This window comes from Stenotrophomonas sp. (genome assembly GCF_032099025.1).
Classification (GTDB): domain Bacteria; phylum Pseudomonadota; class Gammaproteobacteria; order Xanthomonadales; family Xanthomonadaceae; genus Stenotrophomonas.
The window spans coordinates 1-14,588 of the sequence record NZ_DAMCID010000029.1; the positions used below are offsets into that span (position 1 = coordinate 1).

At 69.4% G+C, this 14,588-nt stretch carries 14 protein-coding genes and 1 riboswitch; of the genes, 7 read left to right on the forward strand and 7 right to left on the reverse strand.

Going from position 1 to position 14,588, the window contains the following annotated elements; genetic code table 11:
* Positions 1–244: 244 nt before the first annotated feature.
* The 3 genes from RT456_RS16540 to RT456_RS16550 all read right to left on the reverse strand — a co-directional run bounded on the left by RT456_RS16540 (position 245) and on the right by RT456_RS16550 (position 3,650).
* On the reverse strand, positions 245–1,366 hold the full coding sequence (locus RT456_RS16540; RefSeq protein ID WP_313348136.1) for an alpha/beta hydrolase: 1,122 nt from the start codon (positions 1,364–1,366) through the stop codon (positions 245–247).
* An 86-nt stretch (positions 1,367–1,452) separates the two neighbouring features.
* A complete protein-coding gene (locus tag RT456_RS16545) occupies positions 1,453–2,928 on the reverse strand; it encodes a HAMP domain-containing sensor histidine kinase (protein WP_313348138.1) in 1,476 nt (491 codons plus the stop codon).
* The gene (locus RT456_RS16550; RefSeq protein ID WP_313348140.1) at positions 2,925–3,650 is read right to left on the reverse strand and encodes a response regulator transcription factor; all 726 of its coding nucleotides are present in this window, start codon (positions 3,648–3,650) and stop codon (positions 2,925–2,927) included. The genes RT456_RS16545 and RT456_RS16550 overlap by 4 nt, the downstream gene beginning before the upstream one ends.
* 146 nt (positions 3,651–3,796) lie before the next feature.
* Here RT456_RS16550 and msrB point away from each other — a divergent pair, with 146 nt between their 5' ends.
* From msrB to RT456_RS16570, 4 genes are all read left to right on the forward strand, one after another.
* Positions 3,797–4,300: a peptide-methionine (R)-S-oxide reductase MsrB gene (gene msrB, locus RT456_RS16555; protein WP_313348142.1), complete on the forward strand. Its 504-nt coding sequence runs from the start codon at positions 3,797–3,799 to the stop codon at positions 4,298–4,300.
* A gap of 70 nt (positions 4,301–4,370) precedes the next feature.
* Positions 4,371–6,143 (forward strand): cytochrome c biogenesis protein DipZ, encoded by a 1,773-nt coding sequence (locus tag RT456_RS16560; RefSeq protein WP_313348144.1) that lies wholly within the window; start codon positions 4,371–4,373, stop codon positions 6,141–6,143.
* Positions 6,144–6,157: 14 nt separating this feature from the next.
* Positions 6,158–6,895 (forward strand): peptide-methionine (S)-S-oxide reductase MsrA, encoded by a 738-nt coding sequence (gene msrA, locus RT456_RS16565; protein ID WP_313348146.1) that lies wholly within the window; start codon positions 6,158–6,160, stop codon positions 6,893–6,895.
* A gap of 89 nt (positions 6,896–6,984) precedes the next feature.
* Positions 6,985–8,415, forward strand: coding sequence for a PLP-dependent aminotransferase family protein (locus RT456_RS16570; protein WP_313348148.1), 1,431 nt, complete (start codon positions 6,985–6,987; stop codon positions 8,413–8,415).
* Positions 8,416–8,418: 3 nt separating this feature from the next.
* On the opposite strand, the gene bioD is transcribed toward RT456_RS16570, so the two are convergent.
* Positions 8,419–9,102, reverse strand: a complete 684-nt coding sequence (gene bioD / locus RT456_RS16575; protein ID WP_313348150.1) for a dethiobiotin synthase — start codon at positions 9,100–9,102, stop codon at positions 8,419–8,421.
* 119 nt (positions 9,103–9,221) lie between these two features.
* Here bioD and RT456_RS16580 point away from each other — a divergent pair, with 119 nt between their 5' ends.
* The gene (locus RT456_RS16580; RefSeq protein ID WP_313348152.1) at positions 9,222–9,704 is read left to right on the forward strand and encodes a GAF domain-containing protein; all 483 of its coding nucleotides are present in this window, start codon (positions 9,222–9,224) and stop codon (positions 9,702–9,704) included.
* Entirely contained in the window at positions 9,701–10,054 is a 354-nt protein-coding gene (locus tag RT456_RS16585; RefSeq protein ID WP_313348154.1) for a TfoX/Sxy family protein, read from the forward strand. Before RT456_RS16580 ends, RT456_RS16585 begins: the two co-directional genes overlap by 4 nt.
* Positions 10,055–10,154: 100 nt before the next feature.
* On the opposite strand, the gene RT456_RS16590 is transcribed toward RT456_RS16585, so the two are convergent.
* The gene (locus tag RT456_RS16590; RefSeq protein WP_313348215.1) at positions 10,155–10,736 is read right to left on the reverse strand and encodes a histidine phosphatase family protein; all 582 of its coding nucleotides are present in this window, start codon (positions 10,734–10,736) and stop codon (positions 10,155–10,157) included.
* Between the two features lie 174 nt (positions 10,737–10,910).
* A riboswitch (cobalamin riboswitch) is annotated at positions 10,911–11,136 on the forward strand.
* Between the two features lie 119 nt (positions 11,137–11,255).
* Here RT456_RS16590 and btuB point away from each other — a divergent pair.
* Positions 11,256–13,097, forward strand: a complete 1,842-nt coding sequence (gene btuB / locus RT456_RS16595; RefSeq protein WP_313348156.1) for a TonB-dependent vitamin B12 receptor — start codon at positions 11,256–11,258, stop codon at positions 13,095–13,097.
* Positions 13,098–13,251: 154 nt separating this feature from the next.
* Here the strand turns inward: btuB and gph are convergent, their stop codons facing one another.
* Both gph and RT456_RS16605 read right to left on the reverse strand, forming a co-directional pair.
* A complete protein-coding gene (gph, locus tag RT456_RS16600) occupies positions 13,252–13,902 on the reverse strand; it encodes a phosphoglycolate phosphatase (protein WP_313348158.1) in 651 nt (216 codons plus the stop codon).
* A 194-nt stretch (positions 13,903–14,096) separates the two neighbouring features.
* Positions 14,097–14,588, reverse strand: a 492-nt coding sequence (locus RT456_RS16605) for a substrate binding domain-containing protein (protein ID WP_313348160.1), incomplete at its 5' end; no start/stop codon positions are given.

Here is a 14,588-nt window from a genome sequence, read left to right on the forward strand (position 1 = left end):
GGCTCGGCTTGCGGTTCGCAGGGAAAAGCGGATGTCACGGTGCCAACGCCGGTGGATCGAGCGCCGGGTCGCCTTGCCCTTGTAGGCGAAGTAAAGGAGGAGGGGGCGGCCGAAGGCCGACGCCGGGGGACATTCGCCGGAAAGGGTAAGGCGGCCCGGCGCTCGATCCACCGGCAGCCGCTGTTGAGGGACATTCGCAGGCAAGGGCATGGCGGCCCCGCGCTCGCCCCACCGGCAGCCGCGTCTACCGGGCCAGCGGCCGCACGATCTGCACCAGGCTCAGCAATGTCTTGCCGGGTTCTTCCCACGGCACCATGTGCGCCGAATGTTCGAACCACACGCCTTGCTTGAACGATGCGTCCACGTTGTTCAACCAGCGCTCGGTGGGTGCGGTCGGCGTGGTGTAGTCGTGGCGGCCCATGAACATCACCACCGGAATCGGGAAGCGCGTGATGGGGTTGAAGTCCACCTTCAGCATCTGCGGCAACAACGGCCCCAACGACAGCACGCTGCCCTTGTCGAGGTTGCAGCGGTCCGCATCCGTGTACTCCGGCGAGAGCTTGGCCGCCCCGAAGTAGTAGTTTGAATCGTCCCGGTATGCCGTGAGCCCGCCGTAGTACTGCGGCCACGTGCGCGCCGTGATGATCCGCTCGCGCGTGATCGGCGTGTTGCCCGGGTAGGGCGCGATTGCCTCCAGCGCCGCCACCGCCTTGGCGTTGCCGTGCGCTTTTGCCTGCGCCAACCCGTAATCAAAGCTGATCTTCTCGTTCTCGACCTGGTTGATGATCTGCCCGATGCCCACGTACGCATGGAACAGGTCCGGCCGCTTCAGCGCCGCCTGCATCGCCACGATGGTGCCCCAGCTGTGCGCCATCAGGATCACCTTGCGCTGGCCCAGGTGCGTGCGAAGGTGCTCGGCCACCTCGATGGCATCGTCCACGTAGCGCTCGATCGTCAGCGTTGGTGCGATGGCCTCCGGCGTCGCCTCCGCGTAGGTCTTGCCCGCGCCGCGCTGGTCCCAGTCCACCACCGTGAAGTATTCCTCCAGCGGCCGCTGGAACTGCCACAGGCTCGGCGTCGCCGGGCTGGCAGGCCCGCCATGCACAAACAGGATCACCGGGTTGGCGCGGTCGTCGCCGCGAATGGTCAGCCATTGCGACACGCCCCCGATCGGCGTCGCGTACTGCTCCTGGATGCCGTTCGGCGTGGTGATCCGCTGCAGGTCGCGGATGACCGCCCGGCCCGGCTCCAGCGCCGACGTGTCCGGACAGGTCTCTGCCGCCAGCGCGCCGCACGCCGTGCCCAACAGGCACACCAGCGATATCGCTTCCCCCAGCCAGCGGTGGCACCTTGCGGCGATGGCCATCGGGTTACTCCTCGATTGACGGTGTGGGCATCATTGCACCGCTCAGGTGTGCGCGGGCCCAGTGTCGGTGGTCGCCCTGTCGAACGTCATGCACGTGGCTTCGCGATGGGCAGCGAGAACACGAACAGCGCGCCTTCGCGGCTCTCCAACAGGCGGATCTCGCGCTGGTGCAGCTGCAGGATCCGATGCACGATCAGCAGGCCCAGCCCGCCGCTGTCCGGGCGCTGGCTGCCCAGCGCCGGCGGCGTGTGAAACAGGTCCTCGCGCCGCGCCGCCGGAATGCCCGGGCCGGTGTCGGCCACGCTTACCTGCACCTCGCCCTGCGCCGCCTGCAGCGTCACCGTGATCCGGCCGCCTTCGGGGGTGTGCCGGATCGCGTTGTCCAGCAGGTTGGTCAGCACCCGCTCGATCAGCGCCAGGTCGGCATCAACCGGCGGCAGGCCGGCCGGGATCTCCGCCGCCAGCGTCTGCCGGCGCGCCTGCGCGGCCAGCTCGAATTTCTGGAACACGTCCTGCACCAGGTCGGGCAACGAGAAGGCCTGGCGGTCCAGCACCACGCCGCCATGCTCCAGCCGCGCCAGCTCGAACAGTGCCTGCGCCAGACGCCCCACCTTGTGGCTCTGCGACAGCGCGATGGCCAGGTAGCGCTGGCGCTCCTCCGCGCTCAGCGTGGCGTCCTTCAAGGCCAGTGTTTCGAGATACCCATGCAGCGAGGACAACGGCGTGCGCAGGTCGTGTGAGATGTTGGCCACCAGCTCCCGGCGTTGCAGGTCCTGCTGGCGGAGTTGCTGCCACTGCTCGCCCAGGCGCTGGCCCATGTGCCCGAAGCTGTGCTGCAGGATGGCCAGCTCATCGCGCTCGCCAACGCGCAGCGGCGTGGGTGGCAACGCCTGCGCGGGTGCGGCGGCGTCCACGTCGAACGACTGCACGCGTCGGGTCAGCTGGCGCAGCGGCCGAGTCACCCAGCGGAACGTCACCGCACCGGCCAGCAGCCCGATGCCCGCCACGATGGCCAGCGACCACAGCGTGGTGCGCAGCGTGGCGTTGGCGGCGATGTTGGCGGCCAGCGCCTCGCGCTGCTCGCCCACCAGCACCACGTAGATGTAACCGGCCTGGCGGCCCTGCACGAACAAGGGCGCGGCGTTGAACACCTTGCGGCCCCTGGCGCTGCGCGGATCGTCGCCGAGGATCGGCAAGGGCGCATCACGCAGCAGCGCCTGCACCGGCGCCAGGTCCACCCGGTCGCGCTTGAGGTGGCCGGTGGGCGCGTCGTGCCCGAGGATGCGGCCCTGGTCGTCGAGCAGGTACACCTCCACGCTGGGATTGACCGCCATCAGCTTGCCGAACAGCGCGCGTACTTCGCCATTGCGCATGCCGCCGCCATCCATCAGCTCGCCACTGCGCGCGATGTGTTCGGCCAGCCCGCGCGACAACCGCTGCACGGTTTCCTGCTCGTGCACGGTGGTGCTGCGCATCTGGATCCACATCAGCGCGCCGCAGCACACCAGCAGCAGCGCGAAGAAGGCCACCGACAACCGCTGCGACAGCGTCAGCCGGATCATGCCGGCGCGCCCTCGCCGCCCTCGACCAGCTTGTAGCCGCGCCCCCACACCGTCTGGATGCGCTGCGGCGTGGCCGGATCACGTTCAATCTTGTTGCGCAGCCGGTTGATGTGGGTGTTGACTGTGTGTTCGTAGCCGTCGTGCTGGTAGCCCCAGACCTGGTTGAGCAGGTCCATGCGCGAATACACCTGGCCCGGGTGGCGCGCGAAGAAGTAGAGCAGGTCGAACTCGCGGGGGGTCAGCTCCAGCGCGCGGCCCTCGACCTGCGCCGTACGCGCCACCGGGTCGATGCGCAGGCCGGCCACGTCCAGTTCGCCGGCATCGATGCGTGCGTTCTGCGCCATGGCTTCAACGCGGCGCAGCAGGGCCTTCACCCGCGCCACCAGTTCCAGCATCGAGAAGGGCTTGGCCAGGTAGTCGTCGGCGCCCAGCTCCAGCCCCAGGATGCGGTGCACCTCGCTGGCACGCGCACTGGTGATGATGATGGGGGTGTAGCGCGCCATGCCACGCGCGCGCCGGCAGATCTCCAGGCCGTCCACGCCGGGGAGCATCAGGTCCAGCACCAGCGCGCTCCAGGGCTGTTCCTCCAGCAGGCGCAGGCCCTCGTCGCCGGTGGCCGCATGGGTGACCTCATAGCCCTCGTCGCGCAGGTGCATGCGCAGCAGGTTGGCGATGTGGACATCGTCCTCGACGATCAGGACACGCTTGGCGCTGCTGCTCATTGGACCGGTGGCAGGGGCAGGAAGGTGGACGCATTGTCGGCAAATATGACCCTGAATGTGTCACGGAAAATTTAACCCTGCGTGAGGATTCGTTGATCGGCCCGGGCGCAGCATGGCCCCATCGTTTCCAAACCGGGAGATAGGCCATGCGCTGTACCCGTCGCAGACTGCTGGGCATGGGCGCCATCGGCGCCGCCGCCGGCCTGTTCGGCCTGACCGCGTGCAGTGGCCCGGCACCGGCAGCACCGGCGCCCACGCGCCGTTTCGAGGTGATGCGCACCGACGCCCAATGGCGCGAACAGCTCAGCCCGGCGCAGTACGCGGTGCTGCGCCAGCAGAGCACGGAGCGGCCCTTCAGCAGCCCGCTCAACAAGGAACACCGGCGCGGCACCTTCACCTGCGCCGGCTGCGCGCTGCCCCTGTTCTCTTCATCCACCAAGTTCGACAGCGGCACCGGCTGGCCCAGCTTCTGGGCCCCGTTGCACGACGCCGTCGGCGAGGACCGCGACAGCACCCTGGGCATGCTCCGCATCGAGGCGCACTGCCGCCGCTGCGGCGGCCACCTGGGCCACGTGTTCGACGACGGCCCGCGCCCGACCGGGCTGCGTTACTGCATGAACGGTGTGGCAATGCAATTTACCTCGGCGTGAAACGCCACCGACGCGTAGTGCCGGCCGCTGGCCGGCAGGCGTTTCCCCACCACAGCTGAAAGGATGCTCCATGTTCCTGCTTGTCCTTGCCTATCTGGGCGGCGTACTGACCATTCTCAGCCCGTGCATCCTGCCGGTGCTGCCGTTCGTGTTCGCCCGCTCCGACCGCCCCTTCCTGCGCAGTGGCCTGCCATTGCTGGTCGGCATGGCGCTGATGTTCGCCGTCGTCGCCAGCCTGGCCGCGGTGGGCAGCCAGTGGGTCGCACAGGCGAACCAGATCGGGCGCTGGATCGCGCTGGTGGTGATGGCGCTGTTCGCGCTGGCACTGCTGTGGCCGGCACTGGCCGACCGCATGCTGTCGCCGTTCCAGCGGCTGGGCGCGCGCCTGAGCGCATCGGCCGACGCCGCCACTGACGCCGGACGCGGTGGCGCGGGCGCTTCGCTGCTGATCGGCGTGGCCACCGGGTTGCTGTGGGCACCGTGCGCCGGGCCGATCCTGGGCCTGATCCTGACCGGGGCGGCGCTGCAAGGCGCGAGCGTGGGCACCAGCGGCCTGCTGCTGGCCTATGCACTGGGCGCGGCCACCTCGCTGGCGCTGGCCATCTGGATCGGCGGGCGGGTGTTCAGCGCGCTCAAGCAGCGGCTCGGCGCCAGCGAGTGGATCCGCCGCGGGCTGGGTGTGGCCGCGCTGCTGGCGGTGGTCGCCATCGCGCTGGGCTGGGACACCGGGGTGCTGACCCGGCTGTCCACGGTAAGCACCGCGCGTCTGGAGCAGGGCCTGCTGGACGCCCTGCCCGGCCAGCAACCCGCTGCAGGCAGCGCGATGATGGCGGCCAATGTTCCGGCCGGCGCGCCACTGCCGGTGGAAGGCACGCTGCCCTCGCTGGCCGGTGCCACCGGCTGGCTCAACAGCCCGCCGCTGAGCGCCGAGTCGTTGCGCGGCAAAGTGGTGCTGGTCGACTTCTGGACCTACTCCTGCATCAACTGCCTGCGCGCGTTGCCGTATGTGCGCGAGTGGGAGCAGCGCTACGGCGACCACGGCCTGGTGGTGATCGGCGTGCACGCGCCGGAGTTCGCCTTCGAGCGCAACCTGGGCAACGTGCAGCGTGCGGTGAAGGACCTGAAGATCGACTACCCGGTGGCGATCGACAACGAGTTCGCGATCTGGCGCGGCTTCAACAACCGCTACTGGCCGGCGCATTACTTCATCGATGCGGAAGGTCGCATCCGCGCCCATCACTTTGGCGAGGGCAACTACGCGCAGTCCGAGCAGATCATCCGCCAGCTGCTGCGCGACGCCGGCCACACCCTGCCCGACGAACCGGCACAGGCGATGGCGATGACTGCCGCCGGGCCGCGCGACGGCGTGGAGCTGCAGGCGGACATGCGCAACCTGAAGTCGCCGGAGACCTACCTTGGCCACGCGCGGGCGGAGAACTTCGCCTCGCCGGGCGGACAACGCCGCGACCAGGCGGCCGACTACGCGCTGCCCACCACGCTGGCACTGAACCAGTGGGCGCTGGCCGGGCGCTGGACGGTAGGCAACGAAGACGCGCAGCTGCAACGTGCCGGCGGCCGCATCGCCTTCCGTTTCCATGCCCGCGACCTGCACCTGGTATTGGCACCGGGTGAGGACGGCAAACCGGTGCGCTTCCGCGTGCGCGTCGATGGGCAGGTGCCCGGCGCGGCGGCCGGCGGCGATGTGGCTGCCGATGGCAGCGGCACGGTGGACGAACATCGCCTTTACCAGTTGATCCGCCAATCCGGCGACGTCGGCGAACGCACCTTCGAGATCGAATTCCTCGACCCGGGCGTGCAGGCCTACGCCTTTACCTTTGGTTGAACCAGGAGACGCAGATGCGACTTTCACTCGACAAACTGGTGGCCGGCGGCATCGCCGCGGCCATCGCCGCACTCATCGTCGGCGGCGTGGTCAGCCTGGATGGGCCCGCGCACGCCGCCGCCGCCGAAGCGGTGGTCGCGGTACCGGCGCCCACCGGCGCCGCCAATCCGATGCTGCCCGGCAAGCGCGCGCAGGTGGTGTTTGCCGGCGGCTGCTTCTGGGGCGTGCAGGGGGTGTTCCAGCACATCAAGGGCGTGGACAACGCCGTCTCCGGCTACATCGGCGGCAGCCGCGCCGACGCCGTCTACGAACGCGTGGGCAGCGGGCGCACCGGTCATGCCGAGGCGGTGCAGGTCACCTACGATCCCAGCCAGGTGAGTTATGGGCAGTTGATGCAGGTGTTCTTCTCGGTGGCGCACGACCCCACCCAGCTCAACCGGCAGGGCCCGGACCGCGGCACGCAGTACCGCTCGGCGGTGTTCGCCGATGATGCCGCGCAGCGCGACGCCACTCGTGCCTACATCGTCCAGCTGCAGAAGGCGCGCGCGTATGCCGCGCCGGTGGTGACAACGGTGGATGGCGGCAAGCCGTTCGTGGCCGCCGAGGGTTACCACCAGAACTACCTCACCCTGCATCCGGAATCGATGTACATCCGCATCAACGACCAGCCCAAGGTGGCGGCCCTGCAGCGGATGTACCCGCAGCTGTACCGGGAGAAGCCGCGGTTGGTGTCGACGTTGTCGGCGCGTTGAGAGAGCCGCGTACCCGTCAACCCTACCCGCTTGCCGGCAACCCAGGTACAGCCCAGGATATCCGTGATCCGCAGGGTTACAGATCTCCCATGGCCGCCAATCTCTACCAGTCCCTCGCCGATGAAATGGCCGATGCCATCCACAGCGGTCGCCTGCCCGCCGGGGCGCGGCTGCCGTCGCTGCGTGGGCTGGCCGCGCAGCGCCAGCTCAGCCTCAACACGGTCATTGCCGCCTACCGGCAGCTGGAGGACGCCGGGCTGGTGATGCCGCGGCCCAAGGCCGGGTTCGTGGTCAGCGCGCGCCTTCCCGAGCCGACCCGCTCGCTGCGCCAGGCGCCGTCGCTGGCCACCACCCAGACCCAGCAGCTGATGATGGCCCGGGTGCTGGCCGCCCAGCAGCAACCCGGCATCGTCGACCTGGCCTTCGCGGGGCCGCGTGGTGAGCGCTTCTACCCGGCCGCTAAGCTGGCGCGCGCTACCGTCCAGGTACTGCGCCGCGCGCCGGGGATGGTGCGCACCTACGCACGCCCCAACGGCGCGCGGCGGCTGCTGGACCAGATCGTGCGGCGCGGGCCGCGGCTGGGCCTGCACACCACGGTGGACCGGCTGGTGCTCACCCATGGCGCGATGGAAGCCCTGCAGCTGGCGTTGCGCGCCGTCACCCGCCCGGGCGATGCCGTGGGCATCGAGGCACCGTCGTATTTCAACCTGTACCCGCTGCTGGGCAACCTGGGCCTTAAGGCGATCGAACTGCCCACAGACCCGCGCGAAGGAATGGATGTCGACGCCGTGCAAGCGCAGCTGGAACTCGGCGCACTGGCCGCCATCGTGGCCATGCCCAGCGTGCACAACCCGCTGGGCTGCACCATGCCAGTGGCCGCCAAGCAACGCCTGGCCGCGCTGGTGAACCAGTACCGCGTGCCGCTGATCGAAGATGCGGTGTATGCCGAGCTGCAGTTCCAGGAGCCGCTGGCGCCGCTGCTCAAGGCGTTCGACGAAGACGGCTGGGTGATCGTGGTCAACGGCTTCTCCAAGACGCTGGCGCCGGATTACCGGATCGGCTGGCTCGATGGCGGGCGCTTCGCGGCGGACATCCAGCTGCTCAAGTTCCAGTCCACCGGGGCTGAATCGCAGCTGCTGGGCGAGGCGGTCGGCGCATTCCTCGAAGCGGGCAGCTACGAACACCACCTGCGCGGGTTGCGCCGGCTGTACCGCGAACAGGTGCGCCGCGTGCGCGCGCTGGTCGCCCAGCACTTCCCGCCGGGTACCCGTGCCACCCAGCCCAGCGGTGGCTTCCTGTTGTGGATCGAGCTGCCCGCCGGCGTGGATGCCGGTGTGTTGTTCGAACAGGCGCTGGCCGAAGGCGTGGTGTTCATGCCCGGCCAAGTGTATTCGCGCGGCGCGCGCTACCGGCACTGCCTGCGGCTGTCGTGCTGCCAGGACCTGGACGCGCGGTACGTGGACGCCGTCGCCAGCGTCGGGCGGCTCGCCAGCGCGCTGCTTGCGCAGGCGCGCGGGTAGGCCTCAGCCCAGCAGGTGCCGCGCCAGCTGCGCCGGATCGGCGCCCGGCGCGTACGGCAGGCGGCCCCAGAACGGCAGCGGCAGGCGCGCGCGCAGCAACGTCACGTTGTCGTCGATCCGGTCCATCTGCGGGTCCACCTCGTTGGCGATCCAGCCGATGCAGGTCGCGCCGCTGGCGGCGATGGCCTGCGCGGTCAACCGCGCGTGGTTGAGGCAGCCCAGCCGCAGTCCCACCACCATCACCACCGGCAGCTGCAGCGCGTGCACCAGGTGCGACTGGTCCAGCGTGGTCGACAGGGGGGCCAGCCAGCCGCCGACGCCTTCCACCACCACGGTGTCGGCCTGTGCCTGCAGGCGCGCGAACGCCGCCTCGATCGGTGCAAGCGCCAGGGTCACACCGGCCGCCGCGGCCGCCAGCTCCGGGGCCAGCGGCAGGGGCAACGCGTACGGGTTGAGGTCGGCGTAGGCCGGGGTGGGGTCGCTGGCCGCCAGCAGCGCGGTCGCGTCTTCGTTGCGCAGGCCTGCAGGCGTCTGTTCGCAGCCACTGGCCACCGGCTTCATGCCCACCGCGCGGACCCCGTGCTGGCGCAGCGCGTGCAGCAGGACGCAGCTGCTGAAGGTCTTGCCGATGCCGGTATCGGTACCGGTGATGTAAAGCGCGGCGGGCGGGGAGGCAAGGGTCGTCATGGCCAGGCCGGTGGACAGGGGGCCGCCATTATCGGCGCTGGCAGGGCGGTGGCGCACCGGCACCGCTGCGTTCCGTGGCCGGGCGGTCCGGTGTGGGCTGCGCTTGCTAGACTGCGGCCATGTTCACTACCTCCACGCTTACCGGCAGCAAGCCGGAACAGTACGGCCAGCTGCTGGCCCAGGCCCGCGCCCTGGTGCACGGCGAGCGCGACCGCATCGCCAACGCGGCCAACCTTTCGGCGCTGGTGTACCACGCGCTGCCTGGGCTGAACTGGGCGGGTTTCTATTTCTTCGACGGCACCGAACTGGTGGTGGGTCCCTTCCAGGGCCTGCCGGCCTGCGTGCGCATTCCGCTCAGCAAGGGCGTGTGCGGTGCCGCTGCCTCGCAGCGCATCACCCAGCGCATTGACGACGTGGATGCGTTCCCGGGCCACATCGCCTGCGATTCGGCGTCGCGTTCGGAGCTGGTGGTGCCACTGGTGAAGGGCGACACCCTGATCGGCGTGTTGGACCTGGACAGCCCGTCGCTGGCCCGCTTCGACGCCGAGGACCAGGCCGGTCTGGAAGCGATCGCCGCGGTGTTCGTCGAGGCCCTGGGATGACCGCCAAGCTGCGCAACATCGGCCCGAAGAGCGCCGCTTGGCTGCGCCAGGTCGGTCTGCGCACGCCCGAGGAGCTGACCGCCATCGGCGCGGTCGCTGCCTTCGTCAAGGTCAGGCGTGCCGGCTTCAAGCCCAGCCTCAACCTGCTGTATTCGCTGGAAGGCGCACTTCGGGACTGCCACTGGCAGGAACTGCCCGAAGCCCGCCGCGTGGAACTGGTGGCCGAGTACGACGCGATCATCGCCGACAAGCCGCTGAAGAAGGCACCGCCGGCCTCCGGACCGGTGTATGACCGGACGGTGGTCAGCGATGACGCGCCATTCGAGCAGGACCAGGACGACGCGCCGTAGAGCCACGCCCTGCGTGGCCGTTTTCCGTTCGGGCGCCGCGCAGCCACGCAGGGCGTGGCTCTACCATCTGGCACCGCGCGCAGCCACGCAGGGCGTGGCTCTACGTTGCCTGCTGGAGCTCCAGCAGCTCGCCCCACAGCTGGCCGTCCTCGCGCTCCACGCGCAGCTGCAGGCGCGTGCCGTGATCGATACGCAGCGCCCAGCACATCGCCATCGGCAAACCGCAGACCTGGGACAGCACCATCCGCAACGGACCGCCATGGCTGACCACCAGCGTCGGCACGGGGTCGGGATCGTCCAGCAGGCGGTGCAGCGCGCGCGTGATACGGCGCTCGAAATGCCCCCAGCTCTCGCCATGCGGTGGCGGGTTGGCGTGCGGATCCAGGTGGAAGGCGGACAACGCGTCCATCGGCAGCGCATCCAGTGCGACGCCATCCCAGTCGCCGAAGTCCAGCTCTTCCCATTCCTCGTCGGCGATCACCTCCAACCCGCGCGGCAGGGCCAGCGCTTCGGCGGTGTGCACTGCGCGCTGGCGCGGCGAGCTCAACAGGCGCTGCCAGGGCAGCCCGGCGTAGCGCTCGCACAGCGCGTCGGTGCTGCCTGCCTCGAGTGGCGCGTCGCTGCGCCCATCGAGATGGCCGTCGCGGCCGGTGCTGGCGTGCCGGACCAGGTCCAGGATCATGCCGTTGCCCCGTGGCGTAGCGCTGCAGGCCACCGCAGGGTTCCACGGCCAGGCCGGCAAGGGTGCTGCAACCACGTCTGTTTCATGGGAACCCCTTCGTAGAGCGAGGCGCATTCTAACCGCTCGGCCTGCGTCGCTCCGCCGCAGGTTGCCGCGGGTGCGGGGCTTTGCTCTACACTGCGCGCACTTTCAGGTGACCTGCGGCGCATGCCGGCAGGTTGAAACGGGAAGCCGGTGACGCAACAGGGCCCTGCCCACTGCCAGCCCGGCACTGCCCCCGCAACGGTAAGCGTGGAAACCAGGCAATACGCCACTGTGCTCACGCATGGGAAGGCGCCTGGTGCGATGGTCCGCCATCGACCCGCGAGTCCGGAGACCGGCCTGGAAGACGACTGGTTGCGATGCGGCGGGCATGGCGGCGGCAAGCGGCGCCGTGCGCCCGCCCACCGTCCGATGCCTCCGTTGACACGACCTCCCCTACCCTTGCCGCGCGGGCGTGCGCGGTGCATGGAGTCAACGATGACGCTTCAGATCCGGATTCTTTCCCTGGCCGTGCTGTCGGCATTGCCCCTGGTCGCTGCCGCGCAGGACGACGCGACCGCACTGGACCAGGTCCTGGTCACCGCCACCCGCACCCCGATCGCCCTGCAGGACAGCATCTCGCCGGCGCAGGTCATCGACCGTGCGGAGATCGAGCGCAGCCAGGCGCCGTCGCTGCAGGACCTGCTGCGCGGCCGCGCCGGCATCAACCTCAACAACAGCGGTGGGCTGGGCAAGCAGAGCTCGCTGTTCCTGCGCGGCACCAACTCGGCCCATACCCTGGTGCTGGTGGATGGCGTGCGCATCAATACCGGTGACCTGGGCCTGGCGATGATCCAGGACCTGCCGCTGGCGCAGATCGAACGCATCGAAATCGTGCGCGGCCCGCAGTCCAGCCTGTACGGCGCCGACGCCATCGGCGGTGTGATCCAGATCTTCACCCGCCGCAATGCCGGCGATTTCGCCCCGCACCTGCAGCTGGGCGGCGGCAGCAACGGCCTGCGTGAAGCAAGCGGCGGCTTCGGCGGTACCGGCGCGCGTGGCTGGTTCGGCACCGACATCGCCTACCAGCACACCGACGGCATCAATGCGTGCCGCGGCGATGCGGCCACCTTCGCCGGCTGCGGTGCCGATGAGCCCGACCGCGATGGCTACCGCAACCTGTCGATGAGCCTGCGTGGCGGCTACGCGCTGAGCGACACGCTCAACGTGGAAGGCACCGCGCTGCGTGCCGAAGGCGAGAACCACTACGACGGGTACTACAACTACTCGGAAACGCTGCAGCAGGTGCTGGGCGGCAAGCTGCGTTACACGCCGAGCGAGCGCTTCAACCTGACCGTCAATGTCGGCCGTGCCGACAACGAATCGGACAACTACAACGACAGCACCTGGCTGGGTGCGGCGCAGACCCACCGCGACAGCGCCTCGGTGCAGGCCGATGTCGGCATCGCCGACGGCCAGCTGCTCAGCGCCGGTGTCGACTGGAGCCAGGACAACCTGGACGGCAGCAGTGCAGGCTACCTGGTGGACAGCCGCGACAATACCGGCGTGTTCGTGCAGTACCAGGGCCGCTTCGGCGCGCACCACCTGCAGGCCAGCGTGCGCAACGACGACAACGAGCAGTTCGGCAACCACACCACCGGCAGCCTCGGCTGGGGCATGGAACTGGGCGGCGGTTTCCGCCTCAACGCCAGCTACGGCACCGCGTTCAAGGCACCGACCTTCAGTGACCTGTACGACCCGTGGAGCGGCGTGCCGGGCCTGGACCCGGAGACCTCCAAGAGCGCCAACGTCGGCATCGCGCAGCAGGGTGACAGCTGGCGCTGGGGCCTGGATGTGTACGAGACCCGCATCGACGACCTGATCACCTACGATTCCACCACCTTCATGATGTCGCAGGTGGAGAAGGCGCGTATCCGCGGTGCGGAACTGACCGGTTCCATCACCGTGGCCGGGTTCGATCTCAACGCGCAGCTCAGCCACACCGATCCGCGCAACCGCACCGACGGCAGCGCGCAGTTCGACAACTGGCTGGCCCGCCGCGCGCAGAACACCGCACGCCTGGACATCGACCGCAGCGTCGGCGGCTTCCGCGCCGGCGTCACCGCGTTCGGTGCCGGCAAGCGCTACGACACTGCAGACAACACCGTGCGCCTGGCCGGTTACGGCACGGTGGACCTGCGCCTGGAATACGCGATCAGCCGTGACTGGTCGGTACTGGGGCGGGTCAGCAACGTGTTCGACCGCGCGTACGAAACGGTGGCCTGGTACAACCAGCCCGGACGTGAGTACCGCCTGAGCGTGCGTTACCAGCCGAAATGAGGTAGAGGGGCGCACGACCAACGGTTGTGCGCCGTCTCCTGCACGGTGGGTGCCGCAAGGAAAGGCGACGCCGTTCCTGACGTCGCGTGCGACGGCCCGAAGGGTGCCCGCCGAAGGTGGGCATACCGCTGGTCGGCACTTCCGTCGCCTCGCGTTACAGCCCCGGCAACTGCCGCAGGTCGTCCACGACGGCCACCGCCACCACGGTGTCCAGATCCAGCCCGCGCGGATACCCGTAGCGCACCAGCGCTACCGGCATGCCCGCGTCGACGGCGGCGGCGTAGTCGGTGATTGAATCCCCCACCATCAGCGCAGACGCCACCGCAACCCCGAAATGGTCCGCGATATGCCGCAGCGGCGCACCGCTCGGCTTGCGCTCGGGCAGCGAATCGCCGCCCAGCACCTGCGCGAAGTAGTCCTGCACGCCCAGATGCGCCAGCAGCGGTGCCACCAGCGCCGAGGGCTTGTTGGTGCAGATCGCCAGTGCCACGTTGCGCTCGCGCAGTGCCTGCAGCGTCGGCACCACGCCGTCGTACAACCGCGGGCTGCGCAGCAGGCACGCCTCGTAATGGCGCATGAAGCCGGGCATGACCCGATCCAGGTCGATGTCGCTGTGTGCGGCGGTGAATGCCTGTTCGACCAGCCGGCGCACGCCGTCGCCGATCCAGGTCAGCACCGTGGCCTCGGGCACGCGCGGCAGCTGCCAGTCCTCCAGCGTGCGGTTGAGCGCCTCGGCGATATCGCCGGCGCTGTCGACCAGCGTGCCGTCCAGGTCGAAGATCACCAGTGGATAGGGATAGGTCAAGGGACACTCGCTTCTACAACGTGGGGACGATGATTGTAGGCCGCACACTGTGTATCCGCGCGCATTCCGAGATTGCGCAGACACGCATGGCGTGTCCCTACGCGCAACGCCCGCTGCCCATGCGTGTCCCGCGCAATGCCGGCCACGTAGCGACACGCCATGCGTGTCCCGCGCAATGCCGGCATCAGGACGCGTCAAATCCGCGCCACGAACTCCGGCGCCGCAAACCGCTCCACCAGGAAATCCAGGAAGCTGCGCATCAACGCCGGCAACTGTCGCCGCGACGCATACACCGCGTGGATACCCATGCCTTCCACTTCGTAATCGGGCAGCACTTCCACCAGCTCGCCCGACCGCAGCAAGGGCGCGATCTGGTAGGTGGGCAGCATGGCGATGCCCGCGCCCGCACGCACCGCTTCCAGCAGCAGCGACGCCTCATTGGCGCTGATGTTGCCGCCCACCGCCACCGCGATCGCACGGCCCCCACGTTGCAGCTGCCACACGCTCCTGCCCACGTAATGATGCGTCAGGCAGTTGTGCGAGGCCAGCTCGTCGGCGCTCACCGGCGTGCCGCGTTCGGCCAGGTAGGCGGGCGCCGCGCACAGCACCGAACGGCACGGCGCCAGCCAGCGCGCGATCAGGCTCGGGTCGATCGCGCGCGAGATCCGCACCGCCACGTCCACCCG

Excerpts from the sequence above, each read along its gene's own strand:
- RT456_RS16540 (WP_313348136.1), bottom strand. The coding sequence starts at position 1,366 with ATGGCCATCGCCGCAAGGTGCCACCGCTGGCTGGGGGAAGCGATATCG.
- RT456_RS16545 (WP_313348138.1), bottom strand. The coding sequence starts at position 2,928 with ATGATCCGGCTGACGCTGTCGCAGCGGTTGTCGGTGGCCTTCTTCGCG.
- RT456_RS16550 (WP_313348140.1), bottom strand. The coding sequence starts at position 3,650 with ATGAGCAGCAGCGCCAAGCGTGTCCTGATCGTCGAGGACGATGTCCAC.
- msrB (WP_313348142.1), top strand. The coding sequence starts at position 3,797 with ATGCGCTGTACCCGTCGCAGACTGCTGGGCATGGGCGCCATCGGCGCC.
- RT456_RS16560 (WP_313348144.1), top strand. The coding sequence starts at position 4,371 with ATGTTCCTGCTTGTCCTTGCCTATCTGGGCGGCGTACTGACCATTCTC.
- msrA (WP_313348146.1), top strand. The coding sequence starts at position 6,158 with ATGCGACTTTCACTCGACAAACTGGTGGCCGGCGGCATCGCCGCGGCC.
- RT456_RS16570 (WP_313348148.1), top strand. The coding sequence starts at position 6,985 with ATGGCCGCCAATCTCTACCAGTCCCTCGCCGATGAAATGGCCGATGCC.
- bioD (WP_313348150.1), bottom strand. The coding sequence starts at position 9,102 with ATGACGACCCTTGCCTCCCCGCCCGCCGCGCTTTACATCACCGGTACC.
- RT456_RS16580 (WP_313348152.1), top strand. The coding sequence starts at position 9,222 with ATGTTCACTACCTCCACGCTTACCGGCAGCAAGCCGGAACAGTACGGC.
- RT456_RS16585 (WP_313348154.1), top strand. The coding sequence starts at position 9,701 with ATGACCGCCAAGCTGCGCAACATCGGCCCGAAGAGCGCCGCTTGGCTG.
- RT456_RS16590 (WP_313348215.1), bottom strand. The coding sequence starts at position 10,736 with ATGATCCTGGACCTGGTCCGGCACGCCAGCACCGGCCGCGACGGCCAT.
- btuB (WP_313348156.1), top strand. The coding sequence starts at position 11,256 with ATGACGCTTCAGATCCGGATTCTTTCCCTGGCCGTGCTGTCGGCATTG.